At 36.4% G+C, this 25,292-nt stretch carries 23 protein-coding genes and 1 tRNA gene; 21 read left to right on the top strand and 3 right to left on the bottom strand.

What is annotated here, in order from left to right:
• The first annotated feature begins 3 nt into the window (after positions 1–3).
• The 17 genes from BPR_RS19025 (at position 4) to BPR_RS18950 (ending at position 20,002) form a co-directional block, all read left to right on the top strand.
• On the top strand, positions 4–1,002 hold the full coding sequence (locus BPR_RS19025; protein ID WP_013283140.1) for a hypothetical protein: 999 nt from the start codon (positions 4–6) through the stop codon (positions 1,000–1,002).
• Between the two features lie 138 nt (positions 1,003–1,140).
• Positions 1,141–1,986 carry a DnaA/Hda family protein gene (locus BPR_RS20220; protein ID WP_013283139.1) on the top strand — a complete coding sequence of 282 codons (846 nt, stop codon included), beginning with the start codon at positions 1,141–1,143 and terminating at the stop codon, positions 1,984–1,986.
• 122 nt (positions 1,987–2,108) lie between these two features.
• Positions 2,109–2,741: an SGNH/GDSL hydrolase family protein gene (locus BPR_RS19015; RefSeq protein ID WP_013283138.1), complete on the top strand. Its 633-nt coding sequence runs from the start codon at positions 2,109–2,111 to the stop codon at positions 2,739–2,741.
• A gap of 196 nt (positions 2,742–2,937) precedes the next feature.
• Positions 2,938–3,222 (top strand): hypothetical protein, encoded by a 285-nt coding sequence (locus tag BPR_RS19010; protein WP_013283137.1) that lies wholly within the window; start codon positions 2,938–2,940, stop codon positions 3,220–3,222.
• Positions 3,219–7,691 carry a PolC-type DNA polymerase III gene (locus BPR_RS19005; protein ID WP_013283136.1) on the top strand — a complete coding sequence of 1,491 codons (4,473 nt, stop codon included), beginning with the start codon at positions 3,219–3,221 and terminating at the stop codon, positions 7,689–7,691. The genes BPR_RS19010 and BPR_RS19005 overlap by 4 nt, the downstream gene beginning before the upstream one ends.
• A gap of 17 nt (positions 7,692–7,708) precedes the next feature.
• Positions 7,709–7,876, top strand: a complete 168-nt coding sequence (locus BPR_RS20915) for a hypothetical protein (protein ID WP_013283135.1) — start codon at positions 7,709–7,711, stop codon at positions 7,874–7,876.
• A 168-nt stretch (positions 7,877–8,044) separates the two neighbouring features.
• Entirely contained in the window at positions 8,045–9,394 is a 1,350-nt protein-coding gene (dnaB, locus tag BPR_RS19000; RefSeq protein ID WP_013283134.1) for a replicative DNA helicase, read from the top strand.
• 43 nt (positions 9,395–9,437) lie between these two features.
• Positions 9,438–10,418, top strand: coding sequence for an ATP-binding protein (locus BPR_RS18995; protein ID WP_013283133.1), 981 nt, complete (start codon positions 9,438–9,440; stop codon positions 10,416–10,418).
• Positions 10,411–11,628 (top strand): replication initiation protein, encoded by a 1,218-nt coding sequence (locus BPR_RS18990; protein WP_042258766.1) that lies wholly within the window; start codon positions 10,411–10,413, stop codon positions 11,626–11,628. The genes BPR_RS18995 and BPR_RS18990 overlap by 8 nt, the downstream gene beginning before the upstream one ends.
• Before the next feature lie 147 nt (positions 11,629–11,775).
• Positions 11,776–12,165, top strand: coding sequence for a hypothetical protein (locus tag BPR_RS18985; protein WP_013283131.1), 390 nt, complete (start codon positions 11,776–11,778; stop codon positions 12,163–12,165).
• Positions 12,166–12,419: 254 nt separating this feature from the next.
• Positions 12,420–13,715 (top strand): hypothetical protein, encoded by a 1,296-nt coding sequence (locus BPR_RS18980; protein ID WP_013283130.1) that lies wholly within the window; start codon positions 12,420–12,422, stop codon positions 13,713–13,715.
• 14 nt (positions 13,716–13,729) lie between these two features.
• On the top strand, positions 13,730–17,050 hold the full coding sequence (locus tag BPR_RS18975) for a protein kinase domain-containing protein (RefSeq protein ID WP_242662283.1): 3,321 nt from the start codon (positions 13,730–13,732) through the stop codon (positions 17,048–17,050).
• A 138-nt stretch (positions 17,051–17,188) separates the two neighbouring features.
• Positions 17,189–17,563: a hypothetical protein gene (locus BPR_RS18970; protein WP_042258764.1), complete on the top strand. Its 375-nt coding sequence runs from the start codon at positions 17,189–17,191 to the stop codon at positions 17,561–17,563.
• Between the two features lie 36 nt (positions 17,564–17,599).
• Entirely contained in the window at positions 17,600–17,845 is a 246-nt protein-coding gene (locus BPR_RS18965; RefSeq protein WP_042258763.1) for a hypothetical protein, read from the top strand.
• Positions 17,846–17,910: 65 nt separating this feature from the next.
• Positions 17,911–18,144, top strand: a complete 234-nt coding sequence (locus tag BPR_RS18960; RefSeq protein WP_013283126.1) for an HTH domain-containing protein — start codon at positions 17,911–17,913, stop codon at positions 18,142–18,144.
• Between the two features lie 131 nt (positions 18,145–18,275).
• Entirely contained in the window at positions 18,276–19,136 is an 861-nt protein-coding gene (locus tag BPR_RS20215; protein WP_013283125.1) for a cold-shock protein, read from the top strand.
• 605 nt (positions 19,137–19,741) lie between these two features.
• A complete protein-coding gene (locus BPR_RS18950) occupies positions 19,742–20,002 on the top strand; it encodes a hypothetical protein (protein ID WP_013283124.1) in 261 nt (86 codons plus the stop codon).
• Between the two features lie 213 nt (positions 20,003–20,215).
• Here BPR_RS18950 and BPR_RS18945 read toward each other — a convergent pair whose 3' ends face one another.
• Both BPR_RS18945 and BPR_RS18940 read right to left on the bottom strand, forming a co-directional pair.
• Positions 20,216–20,428: a hypothetical protein gene (locus BPR_RS18945; RefSeq protein WP_013283123.1), complete on the bottom strand. Its 213-nt coding sequence runs from the start codon at positions 20,426–20,428 to the stop codon at positions 20,216–20,218.
• A gap of 33 nt (positions 20,429–20,461) precedes the next feature.
• Entirely contained in the window at positions 20,462–21,955 is a 1,494-nt protein-coding gene (locus tag BPR_RS18940; RefSeq protein WP_013283122.1) for a caspase family protein, read from the bottom strand.
• Positions 21,956–22,442: 487 nt separating this feature from the next.
• Between BPR_RS18940 and BPR_RS18935 the strand changes: the two genes are divergently transcribed.
• From BPR_RS18935 to BPR_RS18920, 4 genes are all read left to right on the top strand, one after another.
• Positions 22,443–22,515 (top strand) — tRNA-Ala (locus BPR_RS18935).
• 29 nt (positions 22,516–22,544) lie between these two features.
• The gene (locus BPR_RS18930) at positions 22,545–22,973 is read left to right on the top strand and encodes an SWIM zinc finger family protein (protein WP_013283121.1); all 429 of its coding nucleotides are present in this window, start codon (positions 22,545–22,547) and stop codon (positions 22,971–22,973) included.
• Between the two features lie 18 nt (positions 22,974–22,991).
• Positions 22,992–23,330, top strand: coding sequence for a hypothetical protein (locus tag BPR_RS18925; RefSeq protein ID WP_013283120.1), 339 nt, complete (start codon positions 22,992–22,994; stop codon positions 23,328–23,330).
• Positions 23,331–23,527: 197 nt separating this feature from the next.
• Positions 23,528–24,667, top strand: coding sequence for a tyrosine-type recombinase/integrase (locus BPR_RS18920; protein ID WP_013283119.1), 1,140 nt, complete (start codon positions 23,528–23,530; stop codon positions 24,665–24,667).
• Positions 24,668–24,927: 260 nt separating this feature from the next.
• Here the strand turns inward: BPR_RS18920 and BPR_RS18915 are convergent, their stop codons facing one another.
• Positions 24,928–25,269 carry a hypothetical protein gene (locus BPR_RS18915; RefSeq protein ID WP_013283118.1) on the bottom strand — a complete coding sequence of 114 codons (342 nt, stop codon included), beginning with the start codon at positions 25,267–25,269 and terminating at the stop codon, positions 24,928–24,930.
• Between the last annotated feature and the right edge of the window lie 23 nt (positions 25,270–25,292).

Raw genomic sequence — 25,292 nt, 5'->3', positions numbered from 1 at the left:
TAAATGACTCAAGACCTGACATATACCGAACAGGCATATATAAAATTGGAACATCTATGTATTACAAGGATATACGATAGATATAACGATAATGATTTATCGGAAGCATACGAACGAATGAAAAAAGAACTTGCTGCGATAAAGAAGAAAGGGACAGCGCCTTTATTTATTGTTGTATATGAGGCACTTTGTGGAGTTGGGGCGAAACATGAGAAATTCAGCCTTAGAGGAGATACTGGATCATCAGTAGTTGCCTACCTTCTTGATATTTCAGAGATAGACCCTGTTAGGATTAGACCTAGGCTTTATTCTGAATTTTGCTTTGGCCTTAATGGGGAAGAAAACTTGTCTATTGAAATCAATGTGACGCGTAAATTATACAGAAAACTAGTTAAGTACTTTGAGCATTATAATGGCGACGCAAGAATAAGATATAAACATTTTACGAGTGGAATAGTTAACGGCGTTGGCATCAGTGACCCACAAGTTTTGTTACGTGATTATTACGACGATAACGAATTATTCTTTGGCTTTTTAGAGGTATCTAGGCAAAAGAGAATTGGTAGAAAGGTTTTATCTGGGCCAGTATTTGATCTATTAAATCCATTGACGTTTGAAGATAAAGTGAAGTGCAGAGGGTTAAGTGTAGAAGGCAACGGAGTCTGGGAAGAAAATGCGGAAGAGCTTGCTAAATCGGATGAGATTGCGCTAGGGGACCTGATTGCTCATAGAGAAGATGTGTTTGAGTTTATGCTTGATCATGGTATTGATAGAGAAAAAGCTTATCGGATTTCTGAAGATGTTCGTTGGGGAAGGATTAAAAGAAATGGATGGGATGCTGAGACTATAGCGCTTCTTTATAATGCAGGAATCCCAGAGTGGTATTTAAAATCATGCGAAAAGATCAGTCATGTGTTCCCAAGAGCACATAGTATGATGGAAATACAGCATTATGGTGGCTTAGTGGCTGAAAATAGCAAAGATAGGATAACTATTAACTGAGTAGGTAATAATTGTATTTGTATGAAAGGAATAGCATGGAGACAATAAGTAAATGCGGTGAAGGACTGAGCTATACAGATAGGGCATATTCTAAGTTGGAGCATCTTTGTTATACAAAATTACGTAAGGAGCGTATATATGGGTGAACCAAAAAGAGGCGTGTTTTGGCTTGTAGACAATTCAATACTAGCTTTCCCTTTTGAAGCGGATGCAACTGTTGGAGTTGCTAAGTCGGGAAAAAACTACAATCATAAGCTTCTGTGGGACTTTGTAAAACCTAAGGAGTGTAGTAATAAGCCATTTTACTATTACCCGCGAGGTAGAGTGGAGTTTAATTCAAAAGGAAAGCCGATTCTATATATGAACTGTAATATTGGTGAGGAATATATTCCGAAGATAATGGAATGTTTTGGATTAACAGAACTTCCCCAAGTGCATTATGACGGAAGTAGCCATTATATGAGCTATCTTGAGAAACAGGAATGGCAGATTATGGATAAGTATAGTTTCTTGAACTTTCGTGTTTCTTCAGGGAATTACTTTGCATTTCAAGCAGCACAGTTAATCATAGATCCGCGTAAAGAATCATATAATCCGCTATATATCTATGGAGATCACGGTTCAGGAAAGACACACCTTTTGAAAACAATAGAGGATTATATTAATCATGAAAGTGACGACAAGCGTGCATTTTATATTTTAGCGGAAAAGTTTATAAACGATGTCATGGATATGAAAACAAATGGGAATTCAAACAAATTTGTCGATTTTTATAGGTCCCTGGACGTTCTTCTTATAGATGACATAGATTGTTTTGTGGGCAAAAGTGAAGCATCAAGCGAATTGGTTAATATAATTGATGTCATGCTTAATGATGAGAAACAATTAGTATTTTCTTCGCAAAAAGAGCCACGTAAATTAGGGATTGAAGAAGCTCTTATATCACGTATAGAGAAAGGGCTTTTAGCTAGGATAGAGTTTTGATTATATGTTTATGAATTGTTAGGTAATAACATATGTAGTGGAACTAATATATTTGATGTGATTTAAACGTGCTTAAGAATGTTTTATTATAAGTATGACTAATTTCAAGAGGTACATAGGCGATGAAAACAATCCTTTGTTATGGCGATTCAAATACATATGGCTATATTCCAGAGACAGGAATGAGGTATCCAAAGGATATTAGGTATCCTGGAAGACTACAGATGCTTCTTGGGAGTGACTATGCAGTTATCGAGGAAGGCTGTAATGGAAGAACGACTATTCACGATGATCCAATTGATGGATGGAAGAACGGTCTTGATTATTTGAGACCATGTCTCAATTCACACAAGCCAATAGATATATTGATTCTGATGCTTGGGAGCAATGATCTCAAGCAGACATTCCATCTTACAGCTGAGCAGATAGCTGAAAATGCAGGCATTCTCATTGATGTAATAAAAGAATTTACTGCAGAAAAACAGGACTTTGTTCCAGAGATTATTCTGGTTTCTCCTCCAGAGATAGGTGCTGGCATAAAGTACTCTCCGTTTTATGGGGCATTCACTGAAAATGCTATTGATGAGTCTAAAAAGTTCCATGAATATTACGAGAAAATTGCTGACAGTAAAGGATGTATTTTCTTTAATGCAGCTCAGTATATATATCCATCAGAGACAGATTCATTGCATTTGACTCCTGAGGGGCACAAGATACTTGCAGACGAAATATATAAGGTTATTCAGGCAATTTAATTTATGGTTCATATAGCCCAAAATACTATTATGCTCGCAAGAGAGCGATGTACTAAAAAATGTACATCGCTTTTTTTATTATGTAAATCTGGAGAAAACATAACCTTAATTAAGCAATAATTCGACGTGGTCATAATGTGTCCACTTTGTTTTTTATACTTATATAACCTTTTTATACATCAGGAGGGAATTTTTTATGGCCTCAAAAAGAAAAAAACATAATGAGCCGGAAGATGAAATAGAGTTTGATCTTGAGAGGCTATCAGAATATATGCATAATCTCCGGCCAGGGGAATTCGCAGATGTCGATGATATGGTCAGGATGTGCGCGCTTAAAGACTTAGACCTGGATAAAGTTGCCAAGTATATCAGTCAGATCAAGCCGGGTGAATATATCATCTTTGATGATTTGGTGATTGCCTGTTCCAAAACAGAACAGGGGGATGAACCCCAAGGAATAAATGGAGCAAACGAATTATGAACAGAATGTTTTTTGAAGCATTTCCCATGCTTAAGGTCGATGATGATATTTTCAATGATATGAAAAGTGTTGAGATTGAGAAGATTTCATCAACTAAGAAGCATGATTTTATACGTATTTACATCAAAAGCAGCATATTAATCGAAAAAAGTACAATTTATAAGATTGAAAAGTCTATTCAAGACCAGCTTTTTTCTGGGGTTAACGTTACGGTGAAAGTATATGAAAAATTTACACTGTCTTCACAATATACGCCTAAATATCTCATGGATTTTTATTCGGAGAGTATCTTTCTGGAATTCAAGAATTATGATCCAATTGAGCATACCATCATAAAAAGGGCTACTTTTGAGTATCCAGATGATTCTAATGTGAACATATGTCTTGAAGAAAACGTGATTACTAGGAAAAAGGCTCAGGATATAAAGCGCGTATTTGAAAAGATTTTTAATGAGCGTTGCGGATTGAATGTCAATTTTAATATTACATACAGGGAGGCGGTAGAAAGAACTAAGCCTCAATATACATACGATGCAGTCCATATAGAAAAAGGACCTGAGATTGTAGAGGTTGATGCTATCAAGGTTGTTGAATCCAGATCTGAAAAGGTAGAAAAAAAGCAGGATAGTAATTGGAGCAATGAAAAGTCAAAGCAGGATATCAAGAAAGGTGCGACTTTTGCTAAAGGAAAGTTTTCAAAAATACCAGATGATCCATCAATAATCTATGGCAGAAACTTTGATGAAGAAATTACGCAGATTATCGATATCGAGGGGGCTATAGGTGAAATTGTTGTTCGTGGACAGATTATTAAGTATGAACGTAAAGACATAAAAAATGAAAAAGCTATTCTGATGTTTGCCATTACTGACTTTACGGACAGCATCAAAGTTAAGATATTTGCCAAACAGGAGCAAGTAGCAAAACTTGAGGAAAAAATCCATGTGGGTGCTTTCATAAAGTTAAAAGGAATAGCTGCACTTGATAATTTTGACCATGAAGTTTCCATCCAGAGCGTTGTGGGAATCAAAGAAATTCCTGATTTTACGACGAAGAGAGTCGATAATGCCCCAAGAAAAAGAGTAGAGCTACATTGTCATACAAAAATGAGTGATATGGATGCGGTTTCTAGTGCCGAAGATATCATTTTGCAGGCATACAAGTGGGGAATGCCTGGTATAGCGATCACCGATCACGCAGTTGTTCAAGGACTGACAGAAGGGGATCACTTTATAAAAGAATACAAAGGAAAGCATAAAGACTGTGATATTGATAAGTTTAAGCTTTTGCTAGGTGTTGAAGGCTATTTGGTTGATGACTTTGTAAAGATTGTTACTAATAACAAGGGTCAGGAGTTAAAAGGAGTTCCAGCTGTAGTTTTTGATATTGAGACAACAGGTCTTTCACCTACAGAGGACAAGATAATAGAGATTGGTGCAGTAAAAATGTTGGATGGTGTAGTAGTGGACAAATTCTCTGAGTTTGTAGATCCAAAGATTCCGATATCTCCAGCTACCACTAAACTGACGACCATTACAGATGACATGGTTATAGGTGCACCTTTGATTGATGCTGTTGTCCCAAAGTTTGTAGAGTTTTGCGGAGATTGTGTTCTTGTAGGACATAATGTTGGTTTTGATATCAGCTTCATTATAGAGAATTGTAGGCGACTGGGCATAAAAAAGGAATTCACCTGCATAGATACAATGGGATTATCAAGAGCTTTTTACCCACAACAGGCAAAGCATAGTCTTGAAGCAGTGTGTAAAACCTTAAAGGTTGTTAATGAGCAACATCATAGGGCGATTTCTGACGCGGAATGTACTGCAGAGATTTTTAAAATCTTCCAGGAGAAATTGTACGAAAAAGGTATTTATGATCTTGATGCTATTAAGGCTATCGAAGAACTGGATATAGAAGCTGTCAAGAGACTTCACAGTAATCATGTAATTCTGATAGCAAAAGATACTTGTGGAAGAACTAATCTCTATACATTAATCAGCAAGTCTCATATTGATTACTATTATAGGAAGCCAATTATCCCAAAGAGTGAATTGATCAAGTATAGGGAGGGATTGATTGTTGGATCAGCATGCTGTTTAGGAGAGCTTTATGAAGCTGTTAGAGAAGGCCGGTCGGATGAAGAGATAGCAAAGATAGTAGACTTCTATGACTATTTGGAGATTCAACCAATAGCAAATAATAAATTCATGATAGCCAATGAAAAAATGGAAAAAATCAATTCCGAAGAAGACTTAAGGGATATCAACCGAAAGATAGTTAAATTAGGAGAGCATTATAACAAACCCGTAGTCGCCACATGTGACGTGCACTTCTTAAACCCTGAAGACGAGATTTATAGGACAATTATTCTTTCCATGAAGAAGATGGACAAAGAAGATCCAGCACCTTTGTATCTCAGAACTACAGAGGAAATGCTTCAGGAGTTTGAATATCTTGGTGAAGAGAAAGCGAGAGAGGTGGTTATTGAGAATTCAAATAAGATATTTGATTGGTGTGAAAAGATATCGCCTGTAAGACCAGATAAATGCCCACCGGTAATAGAGAATAGCGATGAACTACTTAGAAAGATTTGCTACGACAAGATGCATGAGATGTATGGAGATCCACTTCCTCCGATAGTAGAAGAGCGTTTGGAAAAAGAGCTCAAGTCAATCATAGGGAATGGTTACGCAGTTCTTTATATCATTGCACAGAAACTAGTGTGGAAGTCCTTGGAGGATGGATATCTTGTAGGATCAAGGGGATCTGTAGGTTCATCGTTTGTGGCGTATGCAGCTGGCATAACAGAAGTCAACTCCCTGGCTCCGCATTATCTGTGTCCTGAGTGCCAATACAGTGAATTTGACAGTGAAGATGTAAAAAAATATGCAGGAAATTCCGGATGTGATATGCCTGACAAAAGATGTCCGCGCTGCGGTGCGCTGATGAAGAAAGATGGTTTTGATATCCCTTTCGAAACATTTCTAGGATTCAAGGGAGACAAGGAACCAGATATTGACCTTAACTTTTCCGGAGAATACCAGTCGAAAGCTCATAAATATACGGAAGTTATCTTCGGAGATGGTCAGACATTCAGAGCTGGAACAATCCAATCTGTGGCAGATAAGACTGCCTATGGTTATGTGAAAAAGTATTTTGAGCAAGCAGAAAAGACTAAGAGAAGTGCTGAAATTGAGAGGCTAGCAGAGGGCTGCAAAGGTGTGCGACGTGGAACTGGACAGCATCCGGGCGGAATCGTTGTTCTTCCTGTCGGAGAAAACATTTACAGTTTTACTCCAATACAACATCCAGCTAATGATATGGACACTCCCATCATAACGACACATTTTGATTACCATAAAATAGATCATAACCTGCTTAAACTCGACATTCTAGGGCATGATGACCCTACAATGATCAGATTTTTGAACGATTGCACTGGGCTTGATCCTAAAGATGTACCACTTGATGACAGGTTAGTAATGACTTTATTCATGAATACTACGGCTCTTGGCATTACACCGGAACAGATAAGCGGTACGAAGCTAGGATGCTTGGGATTGCCAGAATTTGGTACAGATTTTGCCATGAACATGGTAATCGATGCCAAACCACAGTCTTTCTCTGATCTCATAAGAATATCTGGTCTTTCACATGGCACTGGCGTATGGCTTGGAAATGCTAAAGATCTTATAGATTCAGGAGCTGCCACTCTAAGTTCGTGCATTTGCTGTCGTGATGACATTATGGTTTATCTTATCCATAAAGGCCTTGATCCGTCAGAGTCTTTTAAAATCATGGAGGCAGTGCGTAAAGGAAAGGTAGCAAAAGGAAAAGAAAATAACTGGCCCAACTGGGAACAAGACATGATGGATAAAGGCGTCCCTGAGTGGTACATGGGCTCATGCAAAAAGATTGAGTACATGTTTCCCAAAGCTCATGCTGCAGCTTACGTAATGATGGCTTGGAGAATCGCTTATTTCAAGATTTATATTCCACAAGCTTTTTATGCTGCGTGGTTTTCTATCAGGGCTAAAGCTCTCAACTATGAAAGGATGTTCCAGGGTAAAGCCACTTTGAAAAGGTACATGGAAGAATATAGGAAAAAAGGTGATGCTCTTACAGCTGTAGAAGAAGATGAGCTAATGGCGATGAGGCTGGCTGAAGAAATGTACGAAAGAGGTATAGAAGTTGAGCCTATAGACATTTACAAAGCGGAATCCAGAACCTTCAAAGTTGTTGGCGATAAGATTATGCCTAGTCTCGTAAGTTTGGAAAGATTAGGAGAGAAGGCTGCGGATCAGATAGTTGAGGCTGCGAAGGAAGGACCATTTACTTCAAGGGATGATTTTAAATCAAGAACCAAGTGTCCGCAGGTTGTTGTGGACAATATGACAAGGCTTGGCCTTCTTGGCAATCTTCCTGAGTCGAGCCAGCTAAGCATCTTTGATCTGATGGGGAAATAGGAAGTTAGGAGAAGGTTATGACTGATGATGTTTCAATAACAAATAGAATAAAGGAAAAATGGGATGATATTAAACAGATGGTGAGACAAGAATGTCGTCTTACCTATATTTCATATCTTACATGGATAGAGCCATTGGAGTTTCTGGTATTTAGAGGGAGTGATTTATATACTGTTTCCACATAAAAATGACATGGCTTTGGACTATGTTAAGCATAAGTTCTGTAGCTTTTTGGTTGAGACCATAGCAGATACAACAGAGTTGGACAAATCGCAATTGTCTGTGGAATTTTCATTTGATGGAGAAGAAATATAGTTTTTTGGCCAAATAAGCAGAAAAACGGGAGGTAGACAATGAATGACGAAAATATATTGCGGCGAATTCCGCCGAATAATCAGGATGCTGAGCAGTCGGTAATCGGTGCAATGATAATGGACAGAGCTGCGATTAAAACGGCGGCTGAAATACTAATAGAAGACGATTTTTATTACAGACAACTGGGAATTATGTTTTCAACAATCGTGGAACTAGAAAAAGAGGAAAATGCTGTAGATCCTGTTACCTTACAGAATCGCTTAAGAGAAAAGAATGTTTCGCTTGAGGTTTGTAGTGATGAGTTTATAGTAAGACTGGTAGAGAGAGTTCCCACTTCTGCGAATGTAAAATATTATGCCAATATCGTAAAAAACAAATCTACGCTGAGAAAACTTATCAAAGCGTGTAATGATGCTGAAAACGCATGCTATACGGAAGCTGATGATGTAGAGGGTGTATTGAGTGATGCTGAAAAAAACGTGCTGGCTGTAACACAGAAAAGGAGTGCTGGAATAATAACTCCCATTGACCAGATTGTCATGAATTCACTGAATATCATGGAACAAGCAAGTAAGATGAAAGGGCATATCACAGGCATTGCTACAGGCTTTACAGATCTTGACTATAGCACATCTGGCTTCCATTCAGCAGATCTAGTCCTTATTGCAGCACGTCCATCAATGGGAAAGACAGCGTTTGCATTAAATATCGCAGAGTATATGGCTCTACATGATAACAAATGTGTAGCTATTTTTTCTTTGGAAATGCCAAAAGAGCAGCTTGTAAACCGTCTTATCGCCATGGACTCGCGTGTTGATTCTACGAGAATAAAAAGTGGAGATCTAACTGACAGTGATTGGAATAGTGTCATAGATAGCGCAGGGATTATTGCGAAGTCCAAATTTATCATAGACGATTCATCAGGCATCACAATTCAGGATATTCAGGCTAAGTGCAGGAAATTTAAGAGTGAAGCAGGCCTTGATATCGTATTTATAGATTACCTTCAGCTTGTTGGAAGTAAACAAGGTAAGAACTCGTCTGCATCAAGACAGGAAATTGTAGCTGAAATATCTAAGGCGTTAAAATCTCTTGCCAGAGAGTTAGAAATACCGATAATTGCGCTTTCACAGCTAAACAGAGAAGCTGAAAAAAGAGCAGATCATTTACCTATCCTGTCAGATCTTCGTGAATCTGGATCAATTGAGCAGGATGCGGACATGGTAATGTTCATCCACAGAGAAGATTTTTATAACAAAGATACTGAGAAAAAAGGTGTTGCCCAGATTATCATCGCTAAACAGCGAAACGGTCCTATAGGGACTGTGGAACTGGCATGGTTACCGGAGTATACCAAATTTGCTAATCTTGCAACGGACAGGAAATAGTTAATAAGAATAATGGCAAAAAACTATTTTCGAAGGAGTAAAAATGCCTCTTACAAATAACCAATACAATAGCATTATGCAACAGTATGAAGCTTTGCATATTCGCCATAGGCGGGAACGAGAAAATAGATTGCAAAGAATATACGATACCATCCCTGAGTATAAGAAACTTGAAGAACAAACTGCTTCTGCAAGTGTGGAGTTTGGAAAACGTATCATATCTGGAGAGAGCCTGGATAAAGGTCTTTTAGCGTCGAAGTTAAATGATTTAGCAGCTCAAAAAGAGAAGCTTTTAAAGGATGCAGGTTATGCATCCGACTTTTTGGAAATTGGATATGTGTGCAAAGACTGCAAGGACACAGGTTATATAGGAAATGAAAAATGCCATTGTTTTAAGCAGAAAATTATAGAGACTCTATATGATAAATCCAATCTCCGGGCCATGACTAAAGAATGTAATTTTGAAAACATGACTGATTCATATTATAAGGGCGAAGATCTTACTAGATTTAAAGGCGCAAAGAAGGCTGCGGAAGAGTTTATAGCTTCATTTAACATTGATTATCAGAACCTTTTCTTTTTTGGCACAGTTGGCACGGGTAAAAGCTTTATGTCTATTTGTATTGCAGATGAGCTTTTAAAGAAAGGTAATTCAGTTATTTATTTCAGTTCAATTGGCCTTTTTGAGCTGATATCAGAGTACGCATTTGACTTTAAAAATAAAGCATGGTTAAGGACAGTATACGATGACTTGTACGAATGCGATCTTCTTGTAGTTGATGATCTTGGAACTGAGATTATGGGAAGCTTCGTAGCAAAAGAACTTTTTTCTCTACTTGAAGAGCGAGGTAATCGGAAAAAGTCGACAATCATAACCACGAATTATTCGCTTGAAGGACTGCAGAGTATTTATTCTGACAGGATTTTTTCAAGAATTACTGGAAATTATAAGTTACTAAGGCTGACTGGACCGGATATTCGTAAAGAAAAAAAACTTGCTAAAAAGGGTAAAAAAAGTGAGTGAAACCAAAAATGTTGTTGGAGGAAATGCTGCAATGAAAGCAGAAGACCGTAACGAACTTATAGTTAGGAGCAAGGACTATAAGAAGTCAAATGAACTTATTAATGCAATGGGAATAGGCACTGCCCTTAGTCAAAAACTTTTTGCAGTAGGAATGCTCAACATGCATATAGATGAGACCAACAATGTTGTGGCAACAATACGAGGGTCTCAACTCAGAAAGCTATTTAATTCCACTTCGGGATCTTTGTACCAACATATAGAAGAACTATGCGACCAGCAGATGAAAGGCTCAACCATCTTTCAATGGCAGCTTCTTTTCAAAGATAAAGAGAAAGGGAAGATTGAAGCACATCAAGTGGTAACAGATGCTTATTTCAAGGATGGAACACTTACGCTGAGATATAACAACTTCCTTACAGATAAGATTACAAATCTGAAAAAGGGCTATACTACACTAAGTCTTTCTGAAACACTTAGCCTTAAGAGCATTTATTCGCTTAGAATGTATGAGATTTTTAAATCTGCGTATGATTATCAGAAGGCCATAAAAAAGACTATTGTTTGTTGCGTAATAGAATACTCTCTTGTTGAACTGAAGCTTGAATTAGGAATCATTACAACTGGTGGTAATAAGGAAATAAAGGCCGAGCTTGAGAAAGAATATCCTGATTATGAAAGGATAGGTACGTTGGTTGATGCAATGGGGAAAAAGGTGGACAACCGATATAAGGAATACAAGGTGTTTAATAGATGTGTCCTAAGTAAAGTCAAGGAAGAACTTAATGGAAAAACCTGCATAGAAATGGATTATGAATCAATAAAGAGCGGAAAAAGGGTTGTTGGAGTCAGATTTTTTATCAACAGGCGGGACTTATCTGATGAAACTGTAACTGCTGAAGAATTCAATGAAGATGATATTTTGGACGATTTGTATGAAATAATGCATGAAAACTTTAAGCTTAGTGAGCTTAAGGAAATCCTTAGGACAGCTGATTATAACTCTGATAAAGTAAAGAAATCATATGAGTACATGCGGAACTATAATATAGAAATTGAAAATTCCATGGCCTTTATGAAGGAGTGTATCAAAAAAGAGTATTATTTGCATCCCCAGAAATCTTTTGAACGCAAGAATGGTACATTGCTGCAAAACTTCATGCAGCGAGAACAAGACTTTAGTGAATTAGAAGAAAAACTTTTGGATAATTGATAAAGTTGCTTTTGGGTTTACAAAATGGTGTGATAAAAAGTCATACCATTTTTTTATATGGACAAATAGTGTCGCTTCCTTCTTGTAATATGTATTTATAAAGTAGGGCTGATTTTTCTGTCATTTTGGAGTGTAAAGGATAATGATATGGCTTGTAAAAATAAACGAAGATATATGACTCGTGGCAATAATCAAGGAAGAACTCAAGGCGCGAAAAAAACTCAAAGCTGCATAGATTATTTGAAAAATAATAGTAAGAGTAATGGCTGGTTTTTGACAAATGATGATTGGAAAGTCATAAAAAAGCAAATAAAAAAAGAATTGAATTTAACTGATATTTCTTACTATACATGGATTGAACCTTTAGAGTTATATTTGCATACAAAAAAAGACATTGTTGTCGGGATAAAGTGTTCTGATATTTTTTGTGTGCATGTAATCCATTCTAAATATTGGTCAAAGATAGAGGAATCTTTACGGAGATATGTTGGTCAGGAACCTGAGATTAAATTGTGTATGGTACGAGAGCTTGAATAGCTTATTGCCCCCATAAAAAGTATCTCAAATACAGAATATTAGGATGTTGAAAAATAACATAGTGTCTTTTAATAGGATTTCTTAGAGAATGATTTTTTAACGAAGATAAGAGTTTCAGGTAAAATATTAATATATACTCAGCCAACGTGGACGAATATAAGCACAATAATACACTCGATTATGGATATCAAATGATATAATTGTATTAATCGAGCTTATGAATAAAGGTGTTTATTTGCATGTTGGAGGTGCCAATGGAAGACAAAGCACTAGCTGGGATGATTTCATCAAAACTGAAGGTAACTGAATATAATAATAGAACAAAATCAAGATTCGTGCGTGCAATGCACTGTTTAGACGACGATTATAATGACCTGCTGTGGTATATAAAAAAACTTAGTATTGATGATAATTTTCTTCTTGACGGTATTTGTAGAAAATTAGACATTGCTCTTCCATGTGACAATAAGGAAGAAACAATAGAATGTGTATATGAGAAGCTACGTAAACGTTATAAGGAGATTGGTCTTGATATCAATGGTAAAGATAAGAGCTACATAGAAGTTGTTAAAGGGTGGATTAAAGATACTGATCCAACAAGTACACAAGCTAGAAAGAATAAAAGAAATATCTATGCACTATGCATGGCTTTGGATATGGGTATTGATGAAATAAAGTCATTTTGCCTTAAGTACTTTTTAACCATCCCATTCAATTTCAGAGATAGGACGGATGTTACGTTTTTTTATGGAATAAATAATGGAAAATCTATTGTTGATATTTTTGAATTATTAGACGCACCTATACTTAATGATGATTTTTGTTCTGGCTGTGATCAAGAGAGCTCTACGCATAGCTTTGAAGTGGACCTTAGTAAGATTACTGACGATGAAGTTTTTTTGGATTTTGTAAAGAATTTTCTGGACGACACGAAGCGGTATCGCAGAGCAGTTGAGTTGCTAAAAGAGCTTTATGAACAAGTCGAATCTCATTTTTCTAAACTTCGAATGATTAGAGAGATGAGTGAATTAAAGAGGAAAGGTAATTCTGCGCAGAAAATTGAAACTCTTACTGGAATTAATTGGCCTAAATGGTATAGGGAAATCAAGTCAGAGTCTGATCAAGTAGAAACTTCAAAGAGATTGTTGCCAAAGGAGGTATTCCCCAAAAGCTACCTGAGTAATCTTTTACAAGATTACAAGAAAGATGTTGAGAATATTGTCAATGGAAAACTCGAAGATGTTACTGACAATAAATTAAGAAATGCAATCATTATTTTATCATTTCATGAATTCTTCCTGGCTCATGAACTGGAGAAGAACAATCCTGAGTTTTGGGATGATGAAGAAATTGAGGACCAAATCATTAGAAATTTCCGAGATTTTAAAGAACAATTGGACACAGATTTATATTCAGTGGGATTACCAGAAACTTATCCCAGAGCACTTTTAGATTTAGTTATATTAATTTGTGCATTGCAAGAGGATCCAATTGGAGAGTTTTTGGCATTCAATGGAGATGCTTCGTTATTACGAGAGGATAGACAATGAGGCAATATTTGACAGTGGATTATCTACTCCGGGGAGATAAGGATAGTTATAGGATTGTTGATCATATAGGAGATGGCTCATCATGTCTTGTGTATAAGTGTGAGAGTTTAAAAGATCACTCATTATATATTGTAAAAGAGTTTTATCCTAGTTATCTTAATTTGACAAGAAATCTTGATACTGGATGGATATCATGTAAAGAAGACGACAAGGAAGACTATGCGGCTGGACTTTTAAGGTTTAATAACTCAATTAGAATTCAAAAAGCATTACGCACTAGAGATAACAAAGTATTCGTAATTCATGACGACTTTGAACAAAATGGAACAAAGTACGTTGCAGTAGCAATATACGAAGGCGATATTTATTTGCATAATGAAAATATGAGCTTATATGAAAGGATGCAATTTTGCCTGTCGGTTGCTGAGCATGTAAAAAAGTGCCACGCTGCAGGATATTTATGTCTTGATATTAAACCGGATAATATTTTCCACATTCCCGATACAGCAGAGTTCGCTATGTTCTTTGATTTTGATAGTCTGATTAGAATTGAGGATGTAGAATCTTCGCATATTATTTACTATTCCGAGAGATGGGCTGCTCCAGAACAACTTCGTTCATTATCAAATATGATTACAAAGCAGACGGATATATACTTATTAGGAGAGCTTTTGTTTTGGTCACTTTTTAATCGCAATTCAACGCATAAAGAACATAGGTCATTCTCTGTATATAACTTTAAAGAAGCTTATCAGTGGGAGCAGTTAACAAAGGCAGCAATGAGTTTGATAACTAAAATATTACACTCTACGATCCGGTCTTCTTCCCAAAATAGGTATGGCGCTGTTGAAGACTTTATTTCAGATTTAGGAGAATTGATTAAAGAGATTAATCCTGACAGGAATGGATTGCAGGGAGATAGCCGTGGAATACATCAAAGAAACGGATTAGTTGGCAGATCTGAGGAGATTCAGAATCTTCGTTCTTTAGCTTTGAAGTCTCATGTTACGTATGTTTATGGCTCCGCTGGAATTGGAAAAAGTGAAACGCTTCATAAGTACATCTATGATTACTACGACGACTATAGCAAGGTCTTTTTTCTTACATGCTCTGATGGAATAATCGAGGCTATAAGTAATAATGAAAGCTTAATAAAAGGGTTTACGCGTCATGGTGACGAAGAGATAACAGCTTTCTGCAGTAGAAAGATTAAAAGAATAAAGGAACTATGCACAGAGACTTGCTTGTTCGTTTTGGACGATTTCCAAGTCGATTATTCTAACGTAGATGAAGTTGAGGCATGGGAACATTTCCAAGAAATATCAGGAAATATCATTGTCTCAGCTAGATTTCAACCAGAAGATATGTGTTCTTGCGCAATTAAGATTGATGAGTTAACGACAAATGATCTTATTAATTTATATTATGTCTACTTTTGTAAAGATTTTGTAGCCTTTGATGACAATATAAAAGATTATCAAACAGTCGAAACAATTGTAAACAAAGCAGAACGAAATACTTATATTATTAAATTGCTGGCAAAGTATGCTAGGCAAAATGGTTATTGTCCAGATGCGCTGTTAAAACGAATCTTAAAAGACGGTCTATTTGAGCTTGATGAAACGGTAGTATGTGGAGATAAGGAAAAAACGATTCTTAAGTATACTGGTCAAATGCTTAGACTTGAACAGCTTTCATATGAAGGCAAAGTAATCCTTGCAATTCTTTCTCTTATGCCACCAGAAGGAGTTAGCAAGCATGTAATTCTGAAAATTCTTGGACAGAATAGCAAGAGAGTTTTAAATGATTTGATTGAACTAGGACTTGTAGATGAGGACAACGAATTAAATGTACGCATCCATTCCTTGTCAGCTCAAGTAATAATCGCCGAAATAAAAGACAATGATAATATTATGATGCATCTCGGGGATATACTAAAAGAGAGTGTTTTCTTATTCTCTGAGTCAACTATAGATGAGGTTTTGAAGGAAGAAAAAATTAGAATCAGAATATCTTTTGCAAAGCATTGTATGAGTTATGGCTTGAAGAGTAATTCTATTGCGGAGTTTTTGGTTGCATCATTTTGGTTCAATAAGACATACGGTAATCCACTTGATCATTTGGATTATTTAGAGTATGCACTTTCAAATATTTTTGAAAGTGAGGATATTAATCAAGCAGAATTTGAGCTTTGGCGTGAAATTGCATATTTATTATTTTGCAATTACTCGTTATATTTACCTTTTGATGATTCGGATTTTGAGTTCCATAAAAAGCTTGCAACTGAACATGGCGAGAACTTGTTGGCTTACGCATGGCTGAACACCCAGGTTATTACCAAGCATGGTCCTTACGATGTGGCAGTACAGGAATTTTACAAAAAGAAAGCGATAGAGAATCCTTCAGCAATTCCATTATCGAGCTTGTCTGACAAGCAGCTCATTTTTTGTATTATGGCAGAAACAATACCATTCATAATAGAAAGATATTCGTTTAGCCATACTCTGGGAGAATGGGATAATGAATGCATAGATGCTGCTATGGAACTTAGAAAGAGTTATTATCCAGAAGACTATATGATCCAGGAGCACCCCCATAGCCTTGGGGAAGCTGCTAGTGTTGCCTTCTATACCGTTAATCGGTTTTATGTTCTTCGTGACGAAATCATATGTATGATCTGTCTGAATAAATTTTGTGATGCAATTACGTTTATGAATGATTGGATAGAAAGCTGTAAGTTATCGAAAGCGGACATAAGATACTCTGACATTCATAAACTTAAGGGCTATTGTTACTTTTCTTTAGAACAATATGAAGATGCCTTGTCTGAATATAAAGCATTGCAAGACGAGATAAAAGCATTTAATCGGATTCCAGATGATTATTTCTATACTCAGCCCAAGTATTTATTGTCACTGTGTAGGTGTGGAGATCAGAGTGAAGCCTTATCACGTATGCAAGACTTTGCCAACATCCTAAATGATTATATAGGTATTATAGATACTGTTGAGTGGGAAACCTTGGTGCGTATATTCCACGCGATTCTTTTTTTGTGCACGGATACATTTCATTACAGATCCGGATATCTGGCTGAGGCAAGAGAAGGTCTTGTATCAACAAGAGAAATCCTATCTAAAACTGACGATAGAATAAAATTAAAAGATGAATACTTGGCTTATTGTATAGTATTACAGGGAGATGTTGAATCAGAATTAGGAAATAAAAGTACGGCTAAAAAGTTTTACGATGAAGCATACAGATTTACAGCCAGTCATTTTGGTAATGACCATCCAAGAACTCTACAGTGTAAGAAAAAGCTAGGGATATTAAGATAGTGCATGATGCAACAAGCACCACTCAAATTGGGTGGTGCTTTTTTTCTGCAGGAAATCAAAAATTTACAAAATAAAAAAGGCATTTGATAAATTGATTTCAACAAACAATAAATGTTGATTCAAAAAAGGAGAAAAACTATGAGTAGAACAAAAGAACAAGACACAAAAATCGCAGCTATTATTCATACTGCAGCAGCGACAGCCGCAGCATCCGCTGGAATGTCAGCACAAATCCCCATGGCTGATAATGTGGTCCTTTCCGGTATAGAAATCGCCATGGTTATAGCAATTGGCGAAGTTCTTGGTCAAGAAATTACTAGAAGTGCTGCATGGTCGTTGGTTCTTAGCCAATTAGCCACATTGGGGGGAAGAGCTGCCTCTCAGGTATTGATTGGTTGGATACCTATCGCCGGTAATATTACAAATGCTATAACAGCATCTACGATTGTTGAAGCCATAGGCTGGTATATAGCAGACTATTTAACCTTCAATAATTGTTCTGAAGAAAACTGATATCTGAAATTCAGTATGTTGAGAAAGGAGATTAGTATGGTAATAGAACAATATAATTCCGTAACTGGTATAGAATATACAAACGATTTAGGGATAACAACGACTACGTATACAACTGTTGGCGAGACTAAGGTGCCTGATTTAGTAAATGAAGTTCTTAACGAGGTAAGTGATTGCGCTGAAGATATACTCCCAATTGTGGCTATTGGTGCTGCATGTTACTTACTTTTTTCAGAAGGGAAAACATTTTGTGACTATATAGGAAGCAAATTAGGATTATGAATGTTAGCTTTACTTCATGCTGTGGTGATAAACCAACAGTTCAGATCGATCTATGAGGAGTATTCATGATGATAAGATCAACTGATAAGGCTGCACGACTTTTATGTATTAATGAGTATCTTAATACAGGTAAGAATATAAATCTTCAATCTCTTGCGGACGACTTTGGTGTTAGTAAACGCACTATACAGAGAGATATGGATGAAATTAAAGCCTTTTACGCAAATGAAATTGTAAGAGAAGGAAAGTATCGGAACGTTTATTTCGACAAAAGAACCAACAGTTATCGTTTAGACTAATTTTTCGCGACGTAATTTATAAGCTAAACACTAAAAATTTAAAATGTCAGTTTGCATTACAAGCAACTGGGTGGAATGATAATTCTGCTCTACATATAAAAAAGGAATAAAAAACTTATGAGGTAAAATACATGGATGGCATTATTAAAAAATACTATGATGACAGAGGATTTGGATTCATCAAAGCGGATGATAGGGACTTTTTCTTCCATGTTAGTGATGTCGTGAATGGAACTAATTCTATTGTCACTGGAATAAGAGTCCGTTTTGATGTAGGCAGCAACAACAAGGGCGAAAAAGCAGAAAATGTCAAAATAATATCTGATTCTAAGTTCATCACCATTGACAATACTCGTATTAAGATGAGTAATATAAAGGAATATGGCGTGTCTAAGGCTAAACCCAGTTACAAGACATATGTATATACTTTGGAAGAATATAAGGAAACGCAACAAGAGCCAAAGAAAAAGGGAATTATTGAAGCATTAATAGAGTTTTCGATGGAAATGAATCGAGAAGCTAATAGAAATGTTTCTAGGACTGTGCCTAGGAAATATATATTGAAGAAGACTACAGAATTAGTTGATGTTTGTGATGTTGCACCGTATGAAGGAGGCATCTGGAGTTGTGATTTAGACGAACCGTTCATAGCTATGATAGATAATTTTGAATATTATGATAAATGGCTCAAATATGAAGACAGGATTAATAATACATCTACAGAAACTTCAAAGAAACCTTTTGATGCTGGTGATCGACATACACGCAAAATCGTAAGGGATGATTCTTTTGTTGGACATGTTTTTGCTTCAAAATGTGAATTAATTAAAGGCGATTTTTTCTTACGCGAAGAAGATTTTGTCAAAGTAGCTGGTGAAGAGTATCTGTACGTTACTACATACCAAGGTGATAACTTCGTATTCTATGCGTCCAATATTGATATAAAAAAGAACATCGATATGTTGGATCAATACTTTAGCTCCTTAGAATGATCCTCTGATAAAAAATGAAATACATTATTATTAATTACCAAAGCTGTGTATTTTAGAAATTTATTATTTTTATTTAATTGATGTAATTGTCTCAATGAACCATAATACCCATAGAATCGGTTTGTTTTTAGATATTTTCTGGTGGTGTGTTACCACAGAGATATTTCTTGTCTGTTACATAGTCGTATTCATCTGTGTGGGTGATACTCCTAATAAGCCTACACATTTGTTGCAGAGGGTGGAATTATATTCCACCCTCTAATATTTTGGTACTGAAGGAAAAAGTAAAAATGTACCAAATCTAACGTATCCCCAAAACGTACCAAAACTCCCCTTCTAATCCCCAAATTTCCCCGCTTCATTTAGTACCAAATCTGACGAACTTCAGTCTTGGCATACATTCCATCAAAAATGAGAGTCTTTCAAATACATTATCCACAGGCGCTATATCTTTCCATTAAATGCGCGTTTTGATGAAAGATATCTGAGTCCTCACCAAGTGATTATTGCATTAAATCTTTCTTTAAAGAAGTGGTTTCCGTTTAAGTATATTTTAGGTTGCCCTGATAATATGATCTCAACAAGGAGTACATATTATCATTATCATGACAACAGTTGGAATACAGGGAATAAGCACATATCAGATGCAGGTACAGTCTCTTAGCAGTCGTGCTAATGAGCTCTCTAAGGGTAACGACAATAACTCTTTATCCATGGCATCAGCACTTAGGCAACAAGTAAGCAGCGTCCAGAGCAAACTATTTGAGATTCAGACTTCAAATAAAAATGCTCAGCTGAACAGCTACAATTCAAATGCTGAGATCAAAATAAATACTATAGGAAGTAATTTTGACGCATGGTTCTGACATAGGCCTTGCGTCTTTTCTATGTTTGTGATAGTATAATATATATGACATTGAGCGCAATATAATTGTATACTATTCGATAAATCTGTGTTTTGCGAACGGTTGAAATATGACAGGTGTGTCACTATCTTGTAAACTCTTGTAAACTATCCTGTTAGCAATTGTTCGCAACAGTTAGAGCAGTTAGAGCATCCAGACCCCTCATTCATTTATTCAAGCTTTTCTATATCTATCGATGTTTATTCCCTCTCGTTGCGCCATTTTAATAAGTTCTTCATTAGATGCTTCCTGAGCATCACACATATCGGAATACCCTACCGCTCCGGTAAATGTCACCATCTGAGCACCATACTCATCCATAAGGTCATTTCTGAGGCGTTCATAATCAATGTCCTTATCACGGTTTGATTTAAAAAGCAATCCCATATTAAGATCTCCTTCAAATAGCTTTTTCTAATCTCAATCAATATACTTCAATAGTCTAAAGCCATCACTCCAGTAAACCTTTATCTTATTATCTTCTTTTGCTTTATCTTCAATATCAAACTGAATATTAACGCCTCTTCTTGAGCCTGCAACTCGCTCAATTACCTTAGTCTCAACTTCATTTAAGCCTAATGCCGAATATCCAAACCTATAATCATCATCTATGGAATAGTAATCAGTTCCGTCTGAATTATACATAACGTTGATTCCATCCAAAAAGATTTCTGATATTCGATATACCTTACAATCAGCATAAGGATCCTCATATTCCTTTAGGAAAACTTCAAAGTCTAATTTTTTCCCAGGAAAATAAATAATGTTTTGTGAGTACTCCTTTAACTGAGAGTAAATATATTTACCACATTTATTAAACCTGTCACTCCAAAGTTCTTCCAGAACATTCTTAGAAAATGCATTCATATCAAAAACTCGTCGAAGCTTACCAGAATCATCAAAAAACATCTCATAAGCCATACCATTTAAGAGATGTTCAGCCATATCGGCTGGATACGATGTTAATTTTTCATGTAATTGTTCAAAATAATGCTGAACATTAAAAGCCCTATGCGAGGCCTGATACAGAACCCTCCCCAATACAAAAATATCATCCGGTGCTTCCTTAACTACCTGTAATTTATTTCTATCAAGCATAGATGGTATTCGATTTTGCTCATTAAAATCATACGTCAATGCCATCTTAATCATTTCATAACATACTGCATGATTAACAGGTTCATAATCAGCATCTGCCAAAGCAATTTTGCTATATGCCATGTCCGAATCGACACTGCTATAATCATTAAACGAAAAATCCCCCAATAATGAAGTATGTTCCCATGTAATTTGCTTACCTTGGGTCTCCATATATACTGTATTTCTCACTCTTTTAAACATTTCTTCAATAGAAATATTCTTAGTTAAAAGGTGTTTGAGCAATGCTTTTGTATAATATCCATGTCCACTAACTGGATCTTCCTTGGCACCCTGCCCTGGAGAGGTAGCAAATGCTATAATTGTTCCTTTAGGCGCCATTATTGGTGCAAAAGTGCTATTGCTTCCCCTAGTGCTATTAGGCATTGTACGGCAAGCATCTACAATCAGTATTTTGATTTTTAGCGAGCTATTATCAAAATCCTCAATTATTTCTTGAAGTTTATAGGCTGTATGTGAAATAGATATATCATCCTCAAATTGAGTATCTTTACATGCTATATAGTTCTCTCCCTTAACCTGAAAGCCATGCCCGGCAAAAAAGAATAATCCGACATCATAACTGTCTAATTTTCTGGAAAAATCTGTAATTTCACTAGCTAAGTCATATCTTCCAATATCAGTAAATAATGATGTATCAAACTGTACTTCTTTGAGTTTTTGCTCTAATGCCGTAGCGTCATTCACCGCACATTTTAATCTTTGATCTGGATTATCATAATTGTCATTTCCAATAAGGATTGCTATCCTCTTCACCTTATTCCACCCCTAACGTTTAAATACAGCATCCTCTGTATTCTGATTTATACTTCCCCAAATACCATAGATGCAGAAGCAACCTTCTCCATAATAAACTGCCGATTTGTTTAATACGATAATTCTAATCTTTTCATACATAAAAATAAAGCCCACTAATGTGAGCTTCATTCTGTATTCTCATTTAATCTGTGAATAGTAACACCTTCATATTATCATTTCTGTCCTTGAAAGAATGTTGTGATTAAGGCTCGTTTAAGCTTCGAATTGTATTATGAGTACATCAAGAAGAACACAGCACTTCTTGAACCACACACAACACTTTTTCATAGAAACTTTCATAACACACAAAGGTCATCCCAAATTGTTGATGGCCTTCCTCCCAACATCAACCCGCTTATAAAAGGGGATTTAACATAGATGCACTTTCATGGCTCATATAGCATGGAAGTGCTTTTTTGCATATAATAGAGTAAGTTGGAAATTAGGGGCATTGGCGCAGCTGGGAGCGCGCTTCCATGGCATGGAAGAGGTCACGAGTTCGAGCCTCGTATGCTCCATGAATAAGAATATATAAGGGGAGTGTTGTATGGGGCTGATTGAACTTGCCAGTGGAAATTCAGTATGGCGTGGAATGGATTATTACAATGCCAAGAAAACGAAATCTGTAGAGAAGACAGGTCCGTATACATACGATGGAACTGTTCGGGGTGAGCAGCTTTATCATGTTCACATAGACAAGGAGCATCCGAGGAGATCTATGTGTACATGTCCTTTTGCTGAGGGTAGGAGAGTTATCTGTAAGCACATGATAGCTCTTTATTTCACTGCGGAGCCAAAGGCGGCAGAAGACTTCCTTAAGCAGGTTGAGGAATGGGAAAAAGAGGAAGAAGAGGAAGAACAGCGCCACTATGAGGAGCTTAGAGAGTATGTTTACAGTTTAAGCAAGGCTGAACTGCAGCAGCTATATCTTGAGGCGCTTATTGAAGAGGAAGAACGAAGGAATAGGTATTGGTGATTAAGAGGTTTGTTGGGAATGCAGGGGAAATATCCGGTAATTACGCTGTGTGGGAGCACACGTTTTAAAAATCAGTTTATGGAAGCCCAGAAGAAGCTGACGCTGGAAGGCAATATAGTAATCAGTGTTGGATTGTTTGGCCATTCAGGGGATTCCGAAGTCTGGGAAAATATGGATGAAGGTACTCTTACCAAGACCAAGGAAATGCTGGACGATATCCATAAGCGCAAGATTGATATGTCTGACGAGATCTTTGTTATCAATGTCGGAGGCTATATCGGTGACAGTACCAGAAGTGAGATTGAGTATGCTTTGGCTCATGTAAAGAAGGTTAGGTATCTGGAGGAACAAAAGTAATGTGGGAAATGGATTATGAAAAAGCAGCATAAGTGTGGTTAGAAAAGGATAAGGATTGCAAGACTGAATTAGAATATGAGGTCAAGTGGTTTTAGTTTTGACGCAAGATACTTCGCCTAACTTATGTTAAACGAAAGTTTATGGTATAATATAATCAAACAAACTATATTTTTCTTTTATCAAGAGGTATCTTCATCATGATGATTAACTACAAGACTATCGAATATAGAGACAAAATGGCTGAACAATACAATAGGAAAATACATGACCTTTTGGCAGAACTACCTCAGTATTGTAGCGACTATGAGTTGTATGCCAGGAAAAAGAATTCAATAAAGACCCGCGTGGAATATCTGACCGATATCACCAATTTCTTCAGATATCTTGTTAGCGTAAATCCAATGGTTAAGGCACCTAAAGATGTTACAACGGATATCCTTGAAAAACTCAATGGTTTTGACTGGGATCAGTATATGGATTGGCTTTCAAATTACAAATTTGATAAAAAAGATGAAACCGAAAAAATAAAGACCAACACAAATGCCTCCAAGAAAAGAAAAATGATGGCCATCAGATCCTTATATCATTTTCTTTATGTCAGGGATTATATTGCATGCAATCCAACAGAAAAGGCGGAACTTCCTACAGTAAAAAACAAAAAACGCGGTGATATCGCCATTTTAGAGGATGAGCAATGTAGGCTCTTTTTAGCTGAGATTGATAAAAAGTATGACGAAGCCAGGGAATATCTTGAGACAGCACCTAAAGACGAACAGACTAAAAAAGATAAATTAAGGCCATATTTGGCGCTAAGAGACAAGGCCATTGTTTACATGATCCTTGGCACAGGACTTCGTGTATCAGAGTTGTGTGCCATAAACTGCGCTAATATCTCCTACCAGCTAAGTTACATTAACGTATATAGGAAAGGTGACGGAGATTCTAAAGAAACTACGGATGAAGTATATCTTTCAGATGAAGTTATGGGAATCCTTCTTGATTACATTAATATCGCAAGAGACCAAATCGGAGCAAATGAAGAGAACTATGATGCCCTCTTCTTAAGCTCTCTCCATCGCAGAATGACTCCAAGAGCTATTGAACTCATGGTAAAAGAATACGCTGATAAGGCGCTCGGAACCGACAATAATGTACATCCTCACACCCTTAGAGCAACCTTTGGGACCAGATACTACAGGAAATGGAAGGATATCTCTGCTACTTCTACCGTAATGAATCACAGCGGAATCGAGATTACAGCCCAGTACTACGTAAAAGAGGATGCTAAGGCCAAGATGAAAGTTCAAGAATTGAAGGTTTTGGAGGATGAAGTATGAGAAATTTTACTGATTGATGGAAAAAAACTAACTGAGCTTATGATTGAATATAATATCGGAGTATCTGACGAAAGAGCAGTAACAATAAAAAAAATTGACAGTGATTACTTTGATTTATGACTTGCACAAACGACACTGGTTTTATGTTCATACCAGACGGAATAGATGAACTCTCCAAAGTTCCCTTTAATGACTATTAAAAATAAAGTGTGTAAGTAAGTGTATACTTAACTTACACGCTTTATTTACATACAACTACATTAAAGGCCGCTACTACTGAAAACCTCTGTAAAGATAATTTCCAAACCAGAAAGCTTCAAAAGTTCATTCCATGCTATTTTTGTAAACATGAACATAAGAATCAATATCGCTATCATGATAGTAATTGCTATCAAAGAAAATATTATAGCTCTCTTTTGCTGACGATCTTTTAGCTCGGCTTCACGTATTCTTGCATCGTCTATTGTTCTTATCGTTATAGTTTTGTTATTACTATCTCTAAATACTTGAGTTCCGCAATGCGAGCAAAAACAAGTATCACCATTTCCTTCAAAATGCAGTACAGCACCGCAATTTGGGCATTTATTTGTTGTCATTTCCATAGTTTTCACCTCTTTTTGATTAT

It is taken from the genome of Butyrivibrio proteoclasticus B316, from assembly GCF_000145035.1.
In the GTDB taxonomy this organism is placed as follows: domain Bacteria; phylum Bacillota; class Clostridia; order Lachnospirales; family Lachnospiraceae; genus Butyrivibrio; species Butyrivibrio proteoclasticus.
Note: the sequence above shows the minus strand (reverse complement) of the source record. Positions and strands in the feature narration are given on the sequence as shown.

What these genes read in the sequence shown, in the direction of transcription:
- BPR_RS18915 (WP_013283118.1), bottom strand. Translation starts at nt 25,269, where the DNA reads ATGGAAATGACAACAAATAAATGCCCAAATTGCGGTGCTGTACTGCAT.
- BPR_RS19010 (WP_013283137.1), top strand. Translation starts at nt 2,938, where the DNA reads ATGGCCTCAAAAAGAAAAAAACATAATGAGCCGGAAGATGAAATAGAG.
- dnaB (WP_013283134.1), top strand. Translation starts at nt 8,045, where the DNA reads ATGAATGACGAAAATATATTGCGGCGAATTCCGCCGAATAATCAGGAT.
- BPR_RS18930 (WP_013283121.1), top strand. Translation starts at nt 22,545, where the DNA reads ATGGGGCTGATTGAACTTGCCAGTGGAAATTCAGTATGGCGTGGAATG.
- BPR_RS18980 (WP_013283130.1), top strand. Translation starts at nt 12,420, where the DNA reads ATGGAAGACAAAGCACTAGCTGGGATGATTTCATCAAAACTGAAGGTA.
- BPR_RS18965 (WP_042258763.1), top strand. Translation starts at nt 17,600, where the DNA reads ATGGTAATAGAACAATATAATTCCGTAACTGGTATAGAATATACAAAC.
- BPR_RS20215 (WP_013283125.1), top strand. Translation starts at nt 18,276, where the DNA reads ATGGATGGCATTATTAAAAAATACTATGATGACAGAGGATTTGGATTC.
- BPR_RS20915 (WP_013283135.1), top strand. Translation starts at nt 7,709, where the DNA reads ATGACTGATGATGTTTCAATAACAAATAGAATAAAGGAAAAATGGGAT.
- BPR_RS18970 (WP_042258764.1), top strand. Translation starts at nt 17,189, where the DNA reads ATGAGTAGAACAAAAGAACAAGACACAAAAATCGCAGCTATTATTCAT.
- BPR_RS19005 (WP_013283136.1), top strand. Translation starts at nt 3,219, where the DNA reads ATGAACAGAATGTTTTTTGAAGCATTTCCCATGCTTAAGGTCGATGAT.
- BPR_RS18950 (WP_013283124.1), top strand. Translation starts at nt 19,742, where the DNA reads ATGACAACAGTTGGAATACAGGGAATAAGCACATATCAGATGCAGGTA.
- BPR_RS18960 (WP_013283126.1), top strand. Translation starts at nt 17,911, where the DNA reads ATGATGATAAGATCAACTGATAAGGCTGCACGACTTTTATGTATTAAT.
- BPR_RS18995 (WP_013283133.1), top strand. Translation starts at nt 9,438, where the DNA reads ATGCCTCTTACAAATAACCAATACAATAGCATTATGCAACAGTATGAA.
- BPR_RS19015 (WP_013283138.1), top strand. Translation starts at nt 2,109, where the DNA reads ATGAAAACAATCCTTTGTTATGGCGATTCAAATACATATGGCTATATT.
- BPR_RS18925 (WP_013283120.1), top strand. Translation starts at nt 22,992, where the DNA reads ATGCAGGGGAAATATCCGGTAATTACGCTGTGTGGGAGCACACGTTTT.
- BPR_RS20220 (WP_013283139.1), top strand. Translation starts at nt 1,141, where the DNA reads ATGGGTGAACCAAAAAGAGGCGTGTTTTGGCTTGTAGACAATTCAATA.
- BPR_RS18945 (WP_013283123.1), bottom strand. Translation starts at nt 20,428, where the DNA reads ATGGGATTGCTTTTTAAATCAAACCGTGATAAGGACATTGATTATGAA.
- BPR_RS18985 (WP_013283131.1), top strand. Translation starts at nt 11,776, where the DNA reads ATGGCTTGTAAAAATAAACGAAGATATATGACTCGTGGCAATAATCAA.
- BPR_RS18920 (WP_013283119.1), top strand. Translation starts at nt 23,528, where the DNA reads ATGATGATTAACTACAAGACTATCGAATATAGAGACAAAATGGCTGAA.
- BPR_RS19025 (WP_013283140.1), top strand. Translation starts at nt 4, where the DNA reads ATGACTCAAGACCTGACATATACCGAACAGGCATATATAAAATTGGAA.